This window comes from Streptosporangium sp. NPDC001559, from assembly GCF_042893955.1.
GTDB lineage: Bacteria > Actinomycetota > Actinomycetes > Streptosporangiales > Streptosporangiaceae > Streptosporangium.
The window spans coordinates 66,677-83,330 of the sequence record NZ_JBIAVG010000004.1 but is presented as its reverse complement, the minus strand read 5'-3'; the positions used below and the strand labels follow the sequence as shown (position 1 = coordinate 83,330).

General features: G+C 70.3%; 13 protein-coding genes and 1 pseudogene. 11 read left to right on the top strand and 3 right to left on the bottom strand.

Annotation, left to right across the window (positions count from 1 at the left end; translation table 11 throughout):
* Together ACFYY8_RS10330 and ACFYY8_RS10325 are read right to left on the bottom strand one after the other, a co-directional pair.
* On the bottom strand, positions 1–1,004 hold a 1,004-nt coding region (locus tag ACFYY8_RS10330), incomplete at its 3' end, for a WD40 repeat domain-containing protein (RefSeq protein WP_390039228.1).
* A 238-nt stretch (positions 1,005–1,242) separates the two neighbouring features.
* A pseudogene (locus ACFYY8_RS10325) lies at positions 1,243–3,438 on the bottom strand (hypothetical protein); the annotation flags it as partial.
* A gap of 205 nt (positions 3,439–3,643) precedes the next feature.
* On the opposite strand from ACFYY8_RS10325, the gene ACFYY8_RS10320 reads away from it, so the two are divergent.
* The 4 genes from ACFYY8_RS10320 (at position 3,644) to ACFYY8_RS10305 (ending at position 8,294) form a co-directional block, all read left to right on the top strand.
* Positions 3,644–4,843 carry an acyl-CoA dehydrogenase family protein gene (locus ACFYY8_RS10320; protein ID WP_390039226.1) on the top strand — a complete coding sequence of 400 codons (1,200 nt, stop codon included), beginning with the start codon at positions 3,644–3,646 and terminating at the stop codon, positions 4,841–4,843.
* A gap of 27 nt (positions 4,844–4,870) precedes the next feature.
* The gene (locus tag ACFYY8_RS10315; RefSeq protein ID WP_390039224.1) at positions 4,871–5,944 is read left to right on the top strand and encodes a zinc-binding dehydrogenase; all 1,074 of its coding nucleotides are present in this window, start codon (positions 4,871–4,873) and stop codon (positions 5,942–5,944) included.
* A 297-nt stretch (positions 5,945–6,241) separates the two neighbouring features.
* Entirely contained in the window at positions 6,242–6,736 is a 495-nt protein-coding gene (locus tag ACFYY8_RS10310) for a flavin reductase family protein (protein ID WP_390039222.1), read from the top strand.
* A 28-nt stretch (positions 6,737–6,764) separates the two neighbouring features.
* Positions 6,765–8,294: a GMC family oxidoreductase gene (locus ACFYY8_RS10305; RefSeq protein WP_390039220.1), complete on the top strand. Its 1,530-nt coding sequence runs from the start codon at positions 6,765–6,767 to the stop codon at positions 8,292–8,294.
* On the opposite strand, the gene ACFYY8_RS10300 is transcribed toward ACFYY8_RS10305, so the two are convergent.
* Positions 8,275–8,883, bottom strand: coding sequence for a CGNR zinc finger domain-containing protein (locus ACFYY8_RS10300; RefSeq protein WP_390039218.1), 609 nt, complete (start codon positions 8,881–8,883; stop codon positions 8,275–8,277). The two genes, ACFYY8_RS10305 and ACFYY8_RS10300, sit on opposite strands and share 20 nt — an antisense overlap.
* An 82-nt stretch (positions 8,884–8,965) precedes the next feature.
* Here ACFYY8_RS10300 and ACFYY8_RS10295 point away from each other — a divergent pair, with 82 nt between their 5' ends.
* From ACFYY8_RS10295 to ACFYY8_RS10265, 7 genes are all read left to right on the top strand, one after another.
* Positions 8,966–10,210 (top strand): MFS transporter, encoded by a 1,245-nt coding sequence (locus ACFYY8_RS10295; RefSeq protein ID WP_390039216.1) that lies wholly within the window; start codon positions 8,966–8,968, stop codon positions 10,208–10,210.
* A gap of 263 nt (positions 10,211–10,473) precedes the next feature.
* On the top strand, positions 10,474–11,979 hold the full coding sequence (gene tcuA, locus ACFYY8_RS10290) for an FAD-dependent tricarballylate dehydrogenase TcuA (RefSeq protein ID WP_390039215.1): 1,506 nt from the start codon (positions 10,474–10,476) through the stop codon (positions 11,977–11,979).
* A 1-nt stretch (position 11,980) separates the two neighbouring features.
* Complete coding sequence (locus tag ACFYY8_RS10285; RefSeq protein WP_390039214.1) at positions 11,981–12,919, top strand: SDR family NAD(P)-dependent oxidoreductase; 939 nt, start codon at positions 11,981–11,983, stop codon at positions 12,917–12,919.
* Between the two features lie 64 nt (positions 12,920–12,983).
* Positions 12,984–13,769, top strand: a complete 786-nt coding sequence (locus ACFYY8_RS10280) for a citryl-CoA lyase (protein ID WP_390039212.1) — start codon at positions 12,984–12,986, stop codon at positions 13,767–13,769.
* A 3-nt stretch (positions 13,770–13,772) separates the two neighbouring features.
* Positions 13,773–14,642, top strand: coding sequence for a MaoC/PaaZ C-terminal domain-containing protein (locus ACFYY8_RS10275; RefSeq protein WP_390039210.1), 870 nt, complete (start codon positions 13,773–13,775; stop codon positions 14,640–14,642).
* On the top strand, positions 14,627–15,562 hold the full coding sequence (locus ACFYY8_RS10270) for a hypothetical protein (RefSeq protein ID WP_352015717.1): 936 nt from the start codon (positions 14,627–14,629) through the stop codon (positions 15,560–15,562). The genes ACFYY8_RS10275 and ACFYY8_RS10270 overlap by 16 nt, the downstream gene beginning before the upstream one ends.
* A 95-nt stretch (positions 15,563–15,657) precedes the next feature.
* A complete protein-coding gene (locus ACFYY8_RS10265; protein WP_390039208.1) occupies positions 15,658–16,635 on the top strand; it encodes an alpha/beta fold hydrolase in 978 nt (325 codons plus the stop codon).
* Positions 16,636–16,654 lie beyond the last annotated feature (19 nt).

Genomic DNA, 16,654 nt, shown 5'->3' with positions numbered 1-16,654 from the left:
AGGGGGGCGCCGATCGGGTGGCGGGTGGCCACGTCCCACAGCCGGATGGTCCTGTCCTTTCCACCGCTGGCCAGGGTGGTGCCATCGGGGCTGAAGGCGACCGTGTTCACCGAACTGCCGTGCCCCATCAAGGAGGTGCCGATCGGACCGCGGGTGGCCACGTCCCACAACTGGACGACGCCGTACCAGCTGCCGGTGGCCAGCTTGGTGCCGTCCGGGCTGAAGGCGACCGTGTTCACCGCGCCGCTGTAGCTCCGGAGGGGGGTGCCGATCGGACTGCGGGTGGCCACGTCCCACAACTGGACGACGCCGTACCAGTTCCCGGTGGCCAGCTTGGTGCCGTCCGGGCTGAAGGCCAGCGTGTTCACCGCGCCCTGGTTCCCCTTGAGGGCGAGGGTGCCGACCGGGCGGCGGGTGGCGGCGCTCCAGAGGTGAACGCTCGTGTCGCTGCCGGAGGCGGCCAGCAGGCGGCCGTCCGGGCTGAACGCCAGCGTGGCGATGCCGCTGGCGGAGCTGGTCACGGGAAAGCCGATCGGGCGGCGTGCCGTGACGTCCCAGAGCCGGAAAGTCTTGTCGTTCCCGCCGCTGGCCAGCAGGCGGCTGTCCGGGCTGAAGGCCACGGTGGTGACATCGAGCGTGTGGCCGGTCAGAAGGACACTGTTCTCGTGGTGCGCGGCGGTGTTCCACAGCCGGACGGTGCCGTCGTCGCTGGAACTGGCCAGGATGCCGCCGTCCGGGCTGAACGCGATATCCGTGATCGGGCCGGTGTGGCCGCTCAACGGGACGCCGACGGAGCTCTGGGTGTAGGCGTCCCACAACTGGATGCGTTTTTCGCCCTTGCCGACGATGGCCAGCGTGGCACCGTTCGGACTGAACGCCAGGTCGCTGGTGTAGCCGGTGGGCAGCGGATGGCCGACCCGCTCGTGAGTGGCGACGTTCCACAACTGCACGTTCGCGTTGTCGCCGAAGGTGGCGACGGTGGTGCCGTCGGCGCTGAACCTCACCCGGGGGGGAAAGGCCGACGTCACCGTCGAACAACGGACCGTTCATACGACGGGTGGCCAGGTCCCAGCTTTGCACGCGAGTCTCGTTGACGTAACTGGTGGCGAAAGTGGCGCCGTCGGGGCTGAAGGCCACGCCGGCCACGCCGTGGGCGGGAGTGGCGGGCAGAGTGACGGCCGGGCGGCGGGTGGCGACATCCCACACCTGGACGTTCCCGTTGTCGCCGACGGTGTTCAGCCTGGTGCCGTCCGGGCTGAACACCACGAGGGCGACGGAGGTGGTGTGGCCGGTGACCAGGGTCGCGGACAGGCGGCGGCCTGCGACGTCCCACAGCCGTACGTCTTCGCCGGCGCCCGCGGTGGCCAGCAGGCGGCCGTCCGGGCTGAAGGCCACGGTGCGGACGCTGTCGTGGGCGGGACCGGCGGGCAGGGTGGCGACGAGGTGACGAGCGGCGACCTGCCACAGTTGCACACTTCCATCGGTGCCCGCGGTGGCCAGCAGGCCGCCGTCCGGGCTGAAGGCCACGGTGGTGACGCCCCCGGCCGGATTGTTCAGGACACCGTCCAGGGAGCCGGTCAGTGTGGTGAGCATGGTGTAGCGGGCCTCGGCGGTGGGGGTGAAGTGCCAGGACGCCGCGGCCAGCAGCCCCGCCAGGGCCGGGTCGGTGGCGGCCAGTTCGTCGCCGCTCTTGGCGATGAGCCGGGCCAGGACCTCCCGGCCGCGGGCGTCGGCCTGGCGGGCCGCGGTGATGGCCACCACGGCGGCGGCCGAGGCCAGGACGGTCAGGACGGTCAGCGCGGCCGCCGCCAGACGTGCCAGCTTCCTGCGCCGGACGGTGGCGCGTTCTGCCTGGTCCGCCGCCTCGACGGAGGCCCGCAGGAAGGCGCTCTCCAGCGGGGTGAGGTCCTGCGGGCGGGCCAGCAGAGGCCGGGCGGCGTTCAGGCGGGTTCCCCGGTACAGGGCACCGGGGTCGCCGCCGAGTTCCTGCCAGCCGGTGGCGGCCTCGGTCAGGTGCCGTTGCACGCGTAACAGCTCGCGTTCCCGATCGATCCATTCACCCAGGCGCGGCCAGGAGGAGATGAGGGCTTCGTGAGCGAGTTCGGCGGTGTCCTCGTGCAGGGTCACCAGCCGGGCGGCGGCCAGTTGTTCCAGCACCGCGGCGGCGTCGGGGCTCGTGTCGGGAAGCAGCTCGGCGTAGGAGGCGGGACGGCGGGTGTCGGCCGCCTGCTCACCCGGGTTGATCAGCCGCAGCAGGATCCGTTGTGCCTGGTGGGCCTGGGTGTCTGACAGGTTCGCGTACAGCTGTTCGGCGGTGGCCGTGATCGCCCCGCGTATGCCGCCGGCTCGCTCGTAACCGGACAGGGTCAAGGCGTTGCCGCGACGGCGTCGCCAGGTCTCCCGCAGGGCATGCGAAACCAACGGCAGGACGTTCGCCTGACCCGCGGCGTCAGCGATGAGGCGGGCCAGCAGCGCGCTTTCGACCACACAGGCCGCCTGTACCGCGGGCCGGCTGATGGCTCGGCGCAGCTCCTCGACGTTCATCGCCCCGACCAGCAGGTGGGACTCCCGCAGCGCCTCAAGGAGATCGGTGTGTTCGGCGCAGCGGGCGTAGAAGTCGGCGCGCACCCCGAGGACGACGCGGACACGGCTGTTGGCCGCCCGGGCGGCGATGACCAGCGCCTCGATGAACCGGGCACGTTCGTCGGCGTTGCGGCACAGGGCGAAGACCTCTTCGAACTGGTCCACGACCACCAGCAGTTCGCTGTCGGCGGGCCGGTCGGCCAGCGCCTGCAACACGGCCAGATGCAGGGCGCGCGGGGTCTCGTCCAGTTCCTTGCGCAGGGTGGCGGCCGATTCCTGACCCAGGGTGGCCAGGCGCGCGGCGCATTCGTCCAGGGGATGCGGCCCGGGCGTGAACAGCAACGTCGGCCAGGAAGCCGTTTTCTGTTCTTTGCCGAACGCGGACAGTAACCCGGCCCGCAACAACGACGACTTTCCCGCCCCCGACGCGCCGAGCACCATGAGAAAACGGTGTTCGCGCACGCAGGTCATCAGCTCCTCGGTGAGCCGCTCCCTGCCGAAGAACCAATCGGCGTCTTCCGCTTGAAAAGCGGTCAGGCCGAAGTAAGGGTTCCGCTTCTTGTCGTTTTCAGCCTTGGTGTTCCCTTCGGTTGATTCCGCGGCGACCGTCTTCCATCGGGTCTCCCATTCATGCACGTCACCCCCGCATGCCTGTACATAGGCGATCGTCACGGCGAGGCTCGGTAGTTTCCGGCCCGCCGCCGCGTCGGCCAGCGTCGCCGCGGAATAGTGAGCACGGCTCGCCAATTCCCGATAAGGAGGTCCCCCCGATTTCGCGCGTAACAGCCGCAGGTCGGCGGCGAAACGCGTTAACGCACTGTCGTTGTCGTCCAAGGGACGCTCAGCTCTTGGCATCTCCACCCCCGCGCATCATGTCACCGAGCCATTGTCCGGTGCTTGTTGTCTGGTGTGCAGCCTTCGACACCGGACAACGAACTATGGCTAGGAATGGTTCGCAGACGGACGGCGAGAGCCGGATCCTCGAGAAGCCCCGACCGCGGGGCGGCGGCAGAGAAAAGAAGAGGAAATGAATGCGTTGATTTCCACGACAGGGGGATACGTGAACGAGCAGCCAAAACGACTGTTGAACAAAACGCCGGCCACCGCCGAGACCGACCACTGGCTCGCCAAAGCCGACGCGCTGGTGTCGGTGATCGACGAGCACCAGGAGCAGGCCGAGTACGAACGGGCGACTCCCGCGCCCGTCATCGACGCGCTGCGGGCCGCGGGCATCCACCGCATGTGGGTGTCCAAGGACTTCGGCGGCGGCCAGGTGAGCCTGAGAACCGGATCGGCCGTCATCCAGCGTCTGGCGGCCGCCAACCCGTCGGTCGCCTGGCAGATGGGTGTGCAGGGGGCGATCGGACGGCTGTCGGACTACCTGCCTGAGCAGACCGCCCGCAAGCTCTTCGCGGAGAACGACACGCTTGTGGTCGGTGGCGTCAACCCGTCAGGACGGGCGGTCCCGGCCGACGGCGGGTTCCGGCTGAGCGGCACCTGGGCGTTCGCCAGCGGCTCCGCGCACGCCGACTGGCTGATCTGCGCGGCGGTCGTCACCGACGAGGACGGTACCCCCCGCATGACGGACACCGGGCCGGAGACGCGCATGCTCTTCGTCCCCAAATCCGAGTGCCGGATGCTCGACACCTGGCACACCATCGGCCTGCGGGGCACCGGCAGCGAGCACTTCGAGATCGAGGAGACCTTCGTCACGGAGGACTTCACCGTCGCCGTCGCCGACATGCTCCGGCCGCCGGCCGCCCGGCCGTCCCGGGCGTACGCCATCGGTTACTACGACTTCGGGCCGTTCACCTCGGCGTCGACCGCCGTGGGAACCGCGCAGGGCGCCCTTGAGGCGTTCAAGTCGCTGGCCGCGAGGAAGACACCGGCGGCGGCGACGAACTCACTGGCGGGCAGCCACACCGTGCAGGAGAAGCTGGGGCGGGCCGAGGCGCAGCTGCGTGCCGCCCGCCTGGCGCTCGTCGACGCCGCGTGGCACGCGGAGACCTGCGGAGAGGACGGCGGCGACGCGCTCAGCGCGCTGATCCGGCTCACCGCCGCGACCGTCGCGGAGAACGCCACGAGCGTCGTGGACGCCGCCTTCCGCCTCGCCGGAGCCACGGCGATCTACACCTCAAGCCCGCTGGAGCGTTACTTCCGCGACGTCCACACGGCCGTCAAACACATCACCCTGTCGCACACCCATTTCGAGACGGTCGGCCAGTACCTGCTGGGCGGCCCCCTGATGATGCGGCGTTAACGCCGGTCACGTACAGAGGAGAGACTCATGCAGACCATGAAAGCCGTCCAGCTCATCGCCCCGCGTAAGACGATTCTGGCCGAACTGCCCAAGCCGACGGTTCCGGCCGACGGGCTGCTGATGAAGACGCGATGCGTATCGATCTGTTCAACCGACGTCTCCTTCTTCGAAGGTCACCTGTTCCCCTCCGAATACCCGGTGGTACTGGGCCATGAGTATCTCGGCGAGGTCGTGGAGATCGGTTCGGAGTTCACCGGCCCCGGTATCGGGGTCGGCGACCGTATCGTCTATTGGGGACAGACCGACTACGACGGATTCGCTGAATACCGGACACTGCGCCCCATATTCTCCGGTGAGATCAAAACAGACGTCTTCCAGGCCGATCGTAATTTCTATGACGACCGGCGGGCGGCCGCCGTCAAAGTGCCCGACGAACTCGACGACCTGCAGGCCTCCTTCATCGAGCCGACGACGGGAGTTATGCGTTCGGTGCTGGCCAACGCGCCCAGGATCGGCGACCGGGTGCTCATTCTCGGTACCGGGCCCATCGGGATCATCGCGGGAAGCATCATCAGGAAACTGCTGGCGCCGCACTCGGTGGTCTCCGTGGACGCGAACCCGCACCGTAACACCCATGCCGAGGCGCATTTCTCCGAGCGCGCCTACTTCCCGGACGAACTGATCGAGGAAGTGCAGGAGAGCACCTTCGACTACGTCTTCGACTGCCTTCCCACCGTCAATGTGGCGGATCCCGCGAAGGACCCGAGACGGGTCGCGATGCGCAAGCTCAAGCCGCGCGGCAGGTACGTGCTGTACGGCGCGTCCCAGGAGATGCAGAGCTTCGACACGTGGCTGATGCTGGCCAAGGGCATCAACATCAGCGCTTCGCCCTTCGACGTCAGCAGTTTCCCCATGCACCACACGGCCAATGTCATCACCGCCGCCATGCAGATGCTGGTCTCGGGGATCGTCGACGGTAAGCGCCTGCTGTCCACCGTCCACCCGTTCGACGACTACGACGGTCTCGTCAAGATCCTTGAGAACTACCGTACGACCACCGGGCTGAAGACGGTGGTCGACTTCCGGGGGGACGCCTGGTGATCCGGGCCGAGTTCGGCACGCAGACGCTCAGCGAGTTCGTCGGCGTGGCCGCCGAGATGTCGCGGCCCGCCTGATCCACCTGTGCGCCGGAGGCGATGACGTCTGTGCTCGCGCCGGCGATCCACACGGTGACCGGCGTCCGGCGGCGCGTGAGCGAACCGCGCCGCCGGACGTCCGGGTACGGCGTCACCCGCTGAGCCGATGACCTCCGGTCGTACCTACCAACCGGTACGGCCGGGCGAATCAGGTCCGCCGAGCCTCCCTCACCGTTTCTTTCAGCAGAGAAAGAGATCACCGATGTCCGTTGACGCCGTTTCGTTCCGCCAAGCCATGGCCCGGATCCCCGGCCCGGTGACCGTGGCCACGACCGTCGATGCGGCAGGCCGCCGATGGGGCTTCACCGGTAGCTCCTTCAGCTCCCTGTCCCTCGACCCACCCCTCGTCCTGCTGTGCCTGGACCGCTTCGCCAGCACGCACGACGCCTTCGTCTCCGCCGACCGTTTCATGGTGAACATCCTGGCGACCGACCACGTCGAGGTCGCGCAGCGTTTCGCGACCTCCGGGATCGACCGGTTCGCGGCCGGTGACATGCGGCCGTACGAGATGAACCTGCCGGGGCTGCCCGACGCGCTGGTGCGTCTGGCCTGCTCCATGCACGCCGTCCTCGACGGCGGTGACCACAGCATTCTCGTCGGCCGGGTCGAGGAGCTCCACACGGCCCGGCACCGGATGCCGTTGCTGTACTGCGACCGCTCCTTCACCCGGCTCGAAGCCACAGCCGCCCTTTCCTGACGCCTTTAGAGAAGTGGAGAACGACATCGTGCAAACCGCCGACTACGTGATCGTCGGGGCTGGTTCCGCGGGGTGTGTCCTCGCGCACCGGCTGAGTGCCGACCCGCGCATCAGCGTGGTGCTCGTGGAGGCCGGAGGCCCCACGCCCGAACAGCACCCCGAGATCCAGGTCCCCGTGCTGTTCCCCCGAATGTTCGGCAGCGCGCTCGACTGGGGGTTCACCACGGTGCCGCAGTCCGGGCTGGACGGCCGTACCGTTCCGATTCCCCGTGGTAAGGCCCTTGGCGGTTCCTCCGTGATCAACGCGCAACTGTGGACCCGTGGCCACCCGGCGGACTACGACGGCTGGGCGGCGACCGGGCTCGACGGATGGGCGCACACGGACCTGCTGCCGTACTTCGAACGGGCCGAGGAGAGGATCCGGCTGGCGGGGATGCGGCATCCCGTCCCCCCGACCGCCGACTTCCTCAGCTCCTGCGCCCAGCTCGGGTACCAGCCGGCCGCCGAGAGGCAGGACGGGTACATACTCGCCCGCGCCACCCACCGGGACGGCCTCCGCTGGAGCTCGGCGGACGGCTATCTCCGCGCGCCGGGTGACCGGCCGAACCTCACCCTGGTCACCGGCGGCCTGGTGCGCAGGGTGCTCATGGACGGGACCCGGGCGACCGGCGTCGAGGTGGAGACGGAGAACGGGAGTCTCCAGATCGGCGCGGGCCGCGAGGTGATCCTCGCCGCCGGAGCGGTGGGGAGTCCGCACCTGCTCATGCTGTCGGGGATCGGCCCGGCCGGGCAGCTGGCCGCGCACGGCATCCCGGTACGGGTGGACGCCCCCGGAGTGGGCCGCGATCTGACCGACCACCTGGTGATTCCCCTCGCCTTCGCCGCTCGCGGATTCGAGTCTCCCGGCGCCGCCGCGGACCTGGAGGACATGCGGCTCTACCTCAAGGAGCGGACCGGATCCCTGAACTCGATCATCTCCGAGGCGCTGCTCTTCCTGCGCACCCGCCCCGAGCTGACGGCCCCGGACGTCGAGATCGTTCACCTGACGACCCCCTTCGGCGAGCACGAGTCGGCCGCCAGGGACGGTCTGGCGCTGGGCGTCATCGTGCTGCGCCCCGCCAGCCGGGGGAGCGTCGAGCTGCGCTCGGCCGACCCGCACGACGCGCCGGTCATCGACCCCCGCTACCTCTCCGACCCGGAGGGCGCGGACCTGAGGACGGCCATCGCGGGCGTGCGCCGGGCCCACCAGGTCCTCGACAGGCCGGACTACGCGCGCTGGCGCGGAGAGCCGCTGACCCCGGGCGCGCTGGCCGCCGACGACGCGGGCATCGCCGCCTACATCCAGCGGACCGGGCTGAGCATCCACCACCTGGTGAGCACCTGCCGGATGGGGGCCGATCCGCTGTCGGTCGTGGACCCGAGCTTCCGCGTGCGAGGCGCCTCCGGCCTGCGTGTGGTGGACGCCTCGGCGATGCCCAGCATCGTGCGGGCGCACACCCACGCCCCGGTCACCATGCTGGCCGAACGCGCGAGTGAGCTCATCCTTCAGGACGGCTGACGCTCCGGCCCCGCAGCGTCTGCTTCTTGGCCTTGTTGCCGCACGTGTTCATCGAGCACCAGCGGCGGGTACCGGGCCGTGAGGAGTCGAGGAACAGGGCGTGGCAGTCGGGGTCGGCGCACTCGTGGACACGGTCGACGACGGGGCCGGTGACCAGGTCCACGGCGTCCCTGGCGATGAGCGCGAGGACCGCGGGGACCGGGGCGGCGGCCAGCCATCGCAACCGGCCCGAGCCGTCGAGCTGGGGCGCCGGGACCGGAAGCGCGGCGATCCGGTTCACGGCGTCCCCGGCCGTGGAGAGGGCCGTGGTGAGGGCCGTGGTGAGGGCCGTACCGCCCTCCACCGGCTCACGCGCGGCCGCGACCAGCGTGTGGATCGCCTCCCGCAACTCTCTCGCCTGGGCGTCGTGACCCACCGCCGCGGCCTCGGGCACCGAATCCCAGGGGCCGAACCGGCCCACCCACGCAGCCAGCGCCGCCGGGTCCGGCAGTTCCTCCTCGGGCCGGGCCGTACCGCGATGCCGCAGCGTACGGATGAAGTCCAGGCACAACCGGCCTGATCCGGATCGGAAGCTCGGCGCTGGCGTCATGAATCAACCCTACTTGCGAACCGGTTTAACTGGTACCGTTTTTGGAACCGGTCAAACTGGTTCTAGGTCAGAGAGGACCTTCATGCCCATCGACATGCCCCGGTCCGGGCCTGCCGCGCCGGGGCGCAGGATGATCCTCCTGCTCGCCCTGTCCTGCGGTGTCGGCGTCGCGAACATCTACTTTCCACAGGCCATCAGCCCTCTTGTCGCCGCCGACCTGAACGTGTCTCCCGACACGGCCGCCACGGTCGTGACCGCCGCGCAGTTCGGCTACGCGGCCGGCATCTTCCTGCTGGTCCCCCTGGGCGACCGGCTGATGCACCGGAAACTGATCGTCACGCTGCTGTCCATCGCCGGGCTCGGTTCACTGGTCGCCGGTCTCGCCACCACGCTGCCGGTCCTGGTGGCCGCGAGCATCCTGATCGGTGCCGCGACGGTCGTCCCGCAGATCATCATCCCGATGACGGCCGGGCTGGTCCCCGAGCAGCGACGCGGCGCGGTGACCGGCACGCTGCTGAGCGGGCTCATCGGCGGCATCCTGCTGGCCCGGACCTTCGGCGGCGGTCTCGGCCAGTGGCTCGGCTGGCGCGCCCCCTACCTGGTCGCCGCCGCGATCGTCATCCTGCTCGCCGTGATCCTGGCGTTCGCCGTACCCACCACGACCCCGTCGTCACGCGAGCGCTATCCCGCCCTGATCGGCACCGCGCTGCGTCTGATGCGCACCGAGCCGGACCTGCGCCGCTCGTGCCTCTACCAGGCACTGATCTTCGCGGGCTTCACCGCCGCCTGGACCAGCCTGGCCCTGCTGATCACCGGGCCCTACCACCTCGGTGCCTCCGCGGTCGGGCTGATCGCCCTGGTCGGGGCCGCCAGCATGTTCTCAACCCCGATCGCCGGACGGCTGGTCGACCGTCACGGGCCCAACCCGGTCAATCTGGTCTGCATGGTGGGCGTCATCGCGGCCGCCGCCCTGCTGACCCTGGGCGGTCTTGGCGGTCCCGCCGGGCTGATCGGCGTCACGGTCGGCATGTTGCTGCTCGACGTGGCGATGCAGTCCGGCCAGGTCGCCAACCAGGCGCGCATCTTCGCGCTGCGCCCCGAGGTCCGCAGCCGCCTCAACACCGCTTACATGACCTGCGCCTTTCTCGGCGGCAGCCTCGGCTCCTGGCTCGGGGTCCGCGCCTACTCCGGCCTCGGCTGGGGCGGCGTCTGCCTGCTGGTGGCCGTGCTCGCCGTACTCGCGCTGGCCCGCAGTCTCTTCACCGGCCGTGCCCGCGCCGTTGTCACGCCCGAGCCCGCACCGCAGGCGGATGCCGCCGCCCGTTGACCGTCCCGCCGGTGCGCGGACGCGGGTGACGTCGGCGGGGAACCGGCCGAGTCCGAGCGTGCGGGGCGGGAAACAAGCAAGGCCCAGGTCGACGACCTGGGCCTTTGCGCTTTGAGCGGGTGACGGGGGCCGGCCCGGACCGATAGGGGGCCTCGCCCGCCGCCGGGTCGGAGACGTCCTCGGACCCACCGCGGCCTCCTTGCTGGAGCGTTGACATCTGATATATTAGAGTTTACGTTGCACATGCAAGGAGAGGGGTAGGCATGGGTCAGGGTCGAGTTGTTGTCATCGGCGGCGGTAACGCCGGCTTGTGTAGCGCGTTGGCCGCCCTTGAGGGTGGGGCCGAGGTGACACTGCTCGAGGCCGCCCCGGAGTCCGAGCGTGGTGGGAACTCCGGATTCACCGCGGGGGCCATGCGCTTCGCCTACGAGGGCAGGGAGGAGATCGTCCAGCTCGTCCCCGACCTGTCGGAGGAGCAGCTCGCGAAGACCGACTTCGGCAGCTACCCGAAGGACCAGTTCTTCGACGACATGGCCCGGGTCACGCAGTACCGCTGTGACCCCGACCTGGTCGAACTGCTCGTGACACGCAGCTTCGACACGTTGAAGTGGATGCGCGACAAGGGAGTGCGGTTCCTGCCGATCTACGGCAGGCAGGCGTTCCAGGTGGACGGGAAGTTCACCTTCTGGGGCGGCCTGACGCTGGAGGCCAACGGAGGCGGCCCCGGGCTCGTCGACTCGCTGTTCGACGCGTTCGAGTCGGCGGGCGGCAAGGTGTTCTACGGCCACCGCGCCATCGGCCTCACCGAGGACGGCGGCAAGGTGACCGGCGTCGTGGTCCGGGCGGGCGGGGAGATCCGGACGATCTCCGCCGACGCCGTCGTGCTGGCCTGCGGCGGATTCCAGGCCAACGCGGAGTGGCGCACCCGCTACCTGGGGCCGGGATGGGAGTTCGCCAAGGTCCGCGGCACCCAGTTCGACGTGGGCGACGGACACCGCATGGCGATGGACATCGGCGCCATGTCGTGGGGCAACTGGTCGGGCTGTCACGCGGTCGGCTGGGACAGCAACGCGCCCGCGTTCGGTGACCGCGTGGTCGGCGACGGGTTCCAGAAGCACAGCTACCCCTTCGGGATCATCGTCAACAGCCGCGGCGAGCGGTTCGTCGACGAGGGCGCGGACTTCCGGAACTACACCTACGCGAAGTACGGCCAGGAGGTCCTGCGGCAGCCGGGGCAGATCGCCTGGCAGGTCTTCGACAGCAAGGTGAACCACCTGCTGCGCGACGAGTACCGGATCCGGCAGGTCACGAAGATCGTGGCGCCGACCCTGGAGGAACTCGTCCGGCGGATGGACGGCATCGACGAGGAGCGGTTCCTGCGGACGGTCGGCGAGTACAACGCGGCGGTCGACCAGTCGGTCCCCTTCAACCCCAACGTCAAGGACGGGCGGGGCACCTCCGGGCTGGCGGTGCCGAAGTCGAATTGGGCCAACACCCTCGATTCGCCGCCGTACGAGGCCTACGCGGTGACGTGCGGAATCACGTTCACCTTCGGCGGCCTGAGGATCGACACGTCGGCGCGCGTGATCGACGTCACCGGCGAGCCCATTCCCGGGCTGTACGCCTGCGGGGAGATCGTCGGCGGGATCTTCTACTTCAACTACCCGGGGGGCAGCGGGCTCACGGCGGGCTCGGTGTTCGGGCGGATCGCAGGGTCGGCGGCCTCGGGCGCGCTTGACCGCTCCGCCACGTCCTCAGCGAGCGTGTGAGGTGGCCGTACCGGGCGGAGTGATCGTCACCGGTGCGGGCGGGGGCATCGGAGCCGAGGTGGCCAAGTGCCTCGCCGCCGCGGGCTACGGCGTCGTCGTCAGCGACCTGGGGGTGTCCGTCGACGGCCACGACCCGGACGGGCAGGTGGCGGAGTCCGTGGCCGAGGTGATCCGGGCCCGGGGCGGTCGCGCCCTGGCCCACCAGCACGACGTCGTCTCCTTCGACGCGGCGGCCGACCTGGTCAAGCGCGCGGTCGAGGAGTTCGGCTCGCTCGACGGCCTTGTCACCTGCCACGGCATCCTGCGCGAACGCATGATCTTCAACATGACGGAGGACGAGTGGGACTCGGTCGTCTCCGTCCACCTCAAGGGCACGTTCAACTGCGTGCGCTTCGCCACGGAGCAGATGCGCCGTCAGCGCGGCGGAAGCATCGCGCTGCTGAGTTCGGCGGCGGGGCTGGAGGGCAGCCCGGCGCAGGCCAACTACGCGGCGGCCAAGGCGGGCATCGTGGGCCTCGCCCAGAGCACGGCGCTGGCGATGGGACGCTACGGCGTCAACGTCAACTGCGTCGTCCCCTCCGCGGCGACGCGCATGACCTCACGACTGACCGACCGGATGCAGGCCAGCAGGCCCGGCGCCGAGCGGCAGGGTCCCGAGCTGGTCGCCGAGCTCGTACGCGCGCTGCTCGACCCGGCCAACCGCCACATCACCGGGCAGACCTTCACCGCGGCCGGTCGCAAACTCGCCCGGTGGGAGCCTCCCCAGGAGCAGGAGAGCGTGCGCCTGGCCGACGAGTTCACCTACTCCGACGTGACCGGCGCGGTCCGGCAGCGGCTCGGAGTCACGCCGCTTCGCCGGTTCGCGGCGCTCGGGCTGCCGACGCCGGCCGCGTCCGACCCCCAGACCACGGACATCCTCGAAGTGGGAGACGGAACATGAACGCTCGGCCGACAGTGAGCTCCCCGCACGATCCAGCCGCCACACGCGCCGAGGAGACGTCGTGGTGAGCGGGCGCAGTGTGCCGCTGGAGATCGGCACCGCCGTGGGAGCGGCGGACGAGCACCACGTCCAGGTGCGCGGGCTGGACCTCGTCGACGACCTGATCGGCGAGCTGACCTACACCGAGGTCGCGCTGCTCGCGGTGACCGGCCGCAGGCCGACCCCCGCCGAGGCCAAGGTGGTCGACGCGGTGCTGGTGAGTTTGCTCGACCACGGGCTGACGCCCAGCGCGCTCGCCGCGCGGCTGACGTTCTGGTCGGCTCCCGAGGCGATCCAGGGTGCCGTCGCGGCCGGCCTGCTCGGCGCGGGCAGCGTGTTGCTCGGCTCGATGGAGGGCTGCGGGCACCTGCTCACGGACATCGCCGACGACGTCGCCAACGGTGTCGAGACCCGTGACGCGGTGGAGACGCGGCTGCGCGCCGTCGTGGACGCGGGCGGGCGGATCCCCGGCCTCGGACACAGCCTGCACCGCGACGGCGACCCGCGCGCCGGGAAGCTGCTCGACGTCGCACGCGACCAGAAGGTCGCGGCGCGGCACGTCGAGCACCTTGAGCTCGTCGTCGAGCGGGCCGCCGCGCTCACCGGCAAGGCACTCCCGCTGAACGCGACGGGCGCCGCCGCCGCGCTGCTGCTCGAAGTGGGCGTGCCCTGGCGGCTGCACCGCGGTTTCGCCCTGATGAGCCGTACGGCAGGCCTGGTCGCGCACATCGGCGAGGAGCTCGAATCGCCCGTCGCCCCCGCGGTGCGCACCGCGCTGCGGACCGCGAGCCGCATCGAACCGGAGGTGTGAGCGGTGTCGGACGCCGTGGAGCCACAGCCGGAACCGGGGTGGGAGATCTTCGTCTGCGACGAGTGGCGGGCGCGGGTGCTCCAGGAGATCACCGGCCTGTACGGCCCGCCGTACGCGGACGGTGAAATGCCCTGTCTGGCGTTGCTGCCCCCGACGTTCCTGGTGGCCCACCGGACCGACCCGGACGCCATGGGCGTCCCGGACGCGCCGGTCCGGCTCAACGCCGGCAATTGGTGCCGGTGGGAGGCGCCCGTGACGCCGGGCGAGATCCTGGAACGGCGCACGGTGATCGAGTCGGTCACCACGAAGCCGGGCCGGGACAGCGACCTGACGTTCTACCAGCTCGCGACGACGTACCGGCGCCGCATGACGCACGACGTGGTCGCGCGCACGTCCACGACGACGATCCGCACGGGAGCCCGGCAGGGTCGCGGCGGTTCCGGGCACCGCACGGAGCCGCCCGCCGACGCCGTACCGGTCATCGAGGTCACCCCGAGCAGCCGCGAGGTCGTGCGGTACGCCGCGGCCACCGACGACTTCTACGAGGTGCACTACGACCACGCGTTCGCGCGGGCGAGGGGTCTGCCGGGGACGATCACCCACGGCCTGCTCAAGCTCGCCTACTTGGCGCGTGCCGCCGTGCAGTGGGGCGGCCACGGGACGTTCGTGCGGGAGCTGAGCGCCTCCTACCGAGGGATGGACCGGGTCGGCGCGCCGTTTCGCGTGCTCGCCAGGGCGGACGACGGCGCCGGGGACGGGCCCTCGCGTCACCTCACGCTGTACGGCGTCTCCGCTGACGGCGGGGTCAGCACCGTCGGCCGCGCGGTGATCGAGAGAAACGAAGGAGAGGATGGGCAGTGGCTGAGCGACTGACGGTGCAGACGGTACGCGGACCGGTCCCGGTGTCCGAGCTCGGGCGCGTCCTGCCGCACGAGCACGTGGCGTGCGACCTGTTCCGGGTGACACGACAGATGGGTCTCGCCGCGTTGAACGACCCGGACGAGGCGGTCCGGGACCTGAAGGTCTTCAAGGAACTCGGCGGCGGATCCGTCGTGGAGGCCACCAGCGGCGGGCTCGGCCGTAAGCCCGCCGTGCTCCGGTCGGTGTCCGAACGTGCCGACGTGCACATCGTCATGGGCTGCGGGTGGTACCGGGAGCCCTACTACGAAGAGGACATGAACAAGCTGAGCACGGCCGAGCTGACCGACCGCCTGCTGATCGACATCTTCGAGGGCGAGGGCGGCGTACGGCCGGGCGTGATCGGCGAGATCGGCGCCGACCGTGAGTGGGTCTCCGGGGTCGAGGAGCGGGTGCTGCGCGCGGCCGCCCGAGCCCAGCAGGAGACCGGGCTCGGGCTGATCCTGCACGCGGTCAAGAGCGAGGTCGGCGCCTGGCAGCTCGACGTGCTTGAGGACGAGGGCTGCGACCTGAGCCGGGTCGCGGTCGGTCACTGTGACACCTATCCCGACGTCGACTACCACGAGCGGCTCGCCGAGCGCGGCGCGATGGTGATGTACGACGGCAACGGCCCGGGTGACGCGCTGCTCCAGGAGCAGCGGATCGCGAACGCGGTCGAGCTGATCCGCCGTGGATGGGCCAAGAGCCTGCTGCTCTCCCACGACGTCTGCGTACTGGGAATGCGCGAACGCCGTGGCGGGCCGGGTTATTCGTACGTGCTGCGGCAGGTCGGTCCCGACCTGATCGCGGCCGGGGTTCCCGAGGACGTCGTGGAGACGATCTTCAGTGAGAACCCGCTGCAACTGCTCGCCGGGCACCGTCCCGACGGCAACTGAGGAACGCCTTTTCTCCCGGCTCGAACGTTCGGGGACGACCCTGCCGGATGCATTGGCGCCTGTTCTGTCACGTTCCGAGAAAGTGTGAGGATGCCATGAACGACAGGACCGGTCGGACGATCGATCGACGCCTCCTGCTCGCCGGGGTGGCGGGGGTGGGCGTCGTCACGCTCGCCCCGTCGGCCGCCTTCGCGGCGGAGGAGAGGGCCCGCGGCTCGAAGCCGGGCGGGCGCGAGAAGGTGTTGCCCGCGCAGACGTCGTGGGACCCGGTGCCCGCGATGACCGGCATGAGGCAGGTGCAGATCCCCGACGTGCGGCTGGCGGTCTGGGACACCGGCATCGGAGGCAGGGGCCCGGGCAGGGGCCAGACCGTGGTGCTCATGCACCCGCACACCGGCAACGGCGGCTCGTGGGGCTACCAGCAGGCCGCGTTCGCCGCCGCGGGCTACCGGGTGATCAGCTACTCGCGGCGGGGGTACCACGGGTCTGAGGCCGGCCCCGCGGAGCGGCCCGGCACGATGGTCGGGGACCTGACGGCCCTGATGGACGCGCTCGGCGTCGGAAGGTTCCACCTGGTCGGCCTGGCCGCGGGCGCGTTCGCGGCGTTCGACGCCGGCCTGTCGGTCCCGGACCGGCTGCTGAGCTGCACGGTGGGCGCGACGCTTGGAGGGATCCAGGAGCCGTCGTGGAACGAGGTCACCACGGCGATCCTGCCGGAGGGCTGGTTCGGACTGCCCGAGACGTTCCGCGAACTCGGCCCGTCCTACCGGGCCGCGCGGCCGCAGGCGATGACGACGTGGATCGAGCACACGAAGCTGCCGGTCACGACCGTGCAGCAGCCCCCGCAGAACACGCTGATGTGGCCGGCGATCGAGTCGATCAGGACGCCGACGCTCCTGCTCACCGGCGACTGCGACCTGTACCTCCCGCCGGCGCGTCTGCGCGAGATGGCGGGCCACGTCAGGAACGCCGAGGTGGCGATCTTCAGCGAGGCGGGGCACGCCCCGCACTGGGAGTCCTACCGCGAGTTCAACAAGACGGTGCTGTCGTTCATCGGTAAGCACCGGCGGTAGACCATGGGAACGGCAGGCA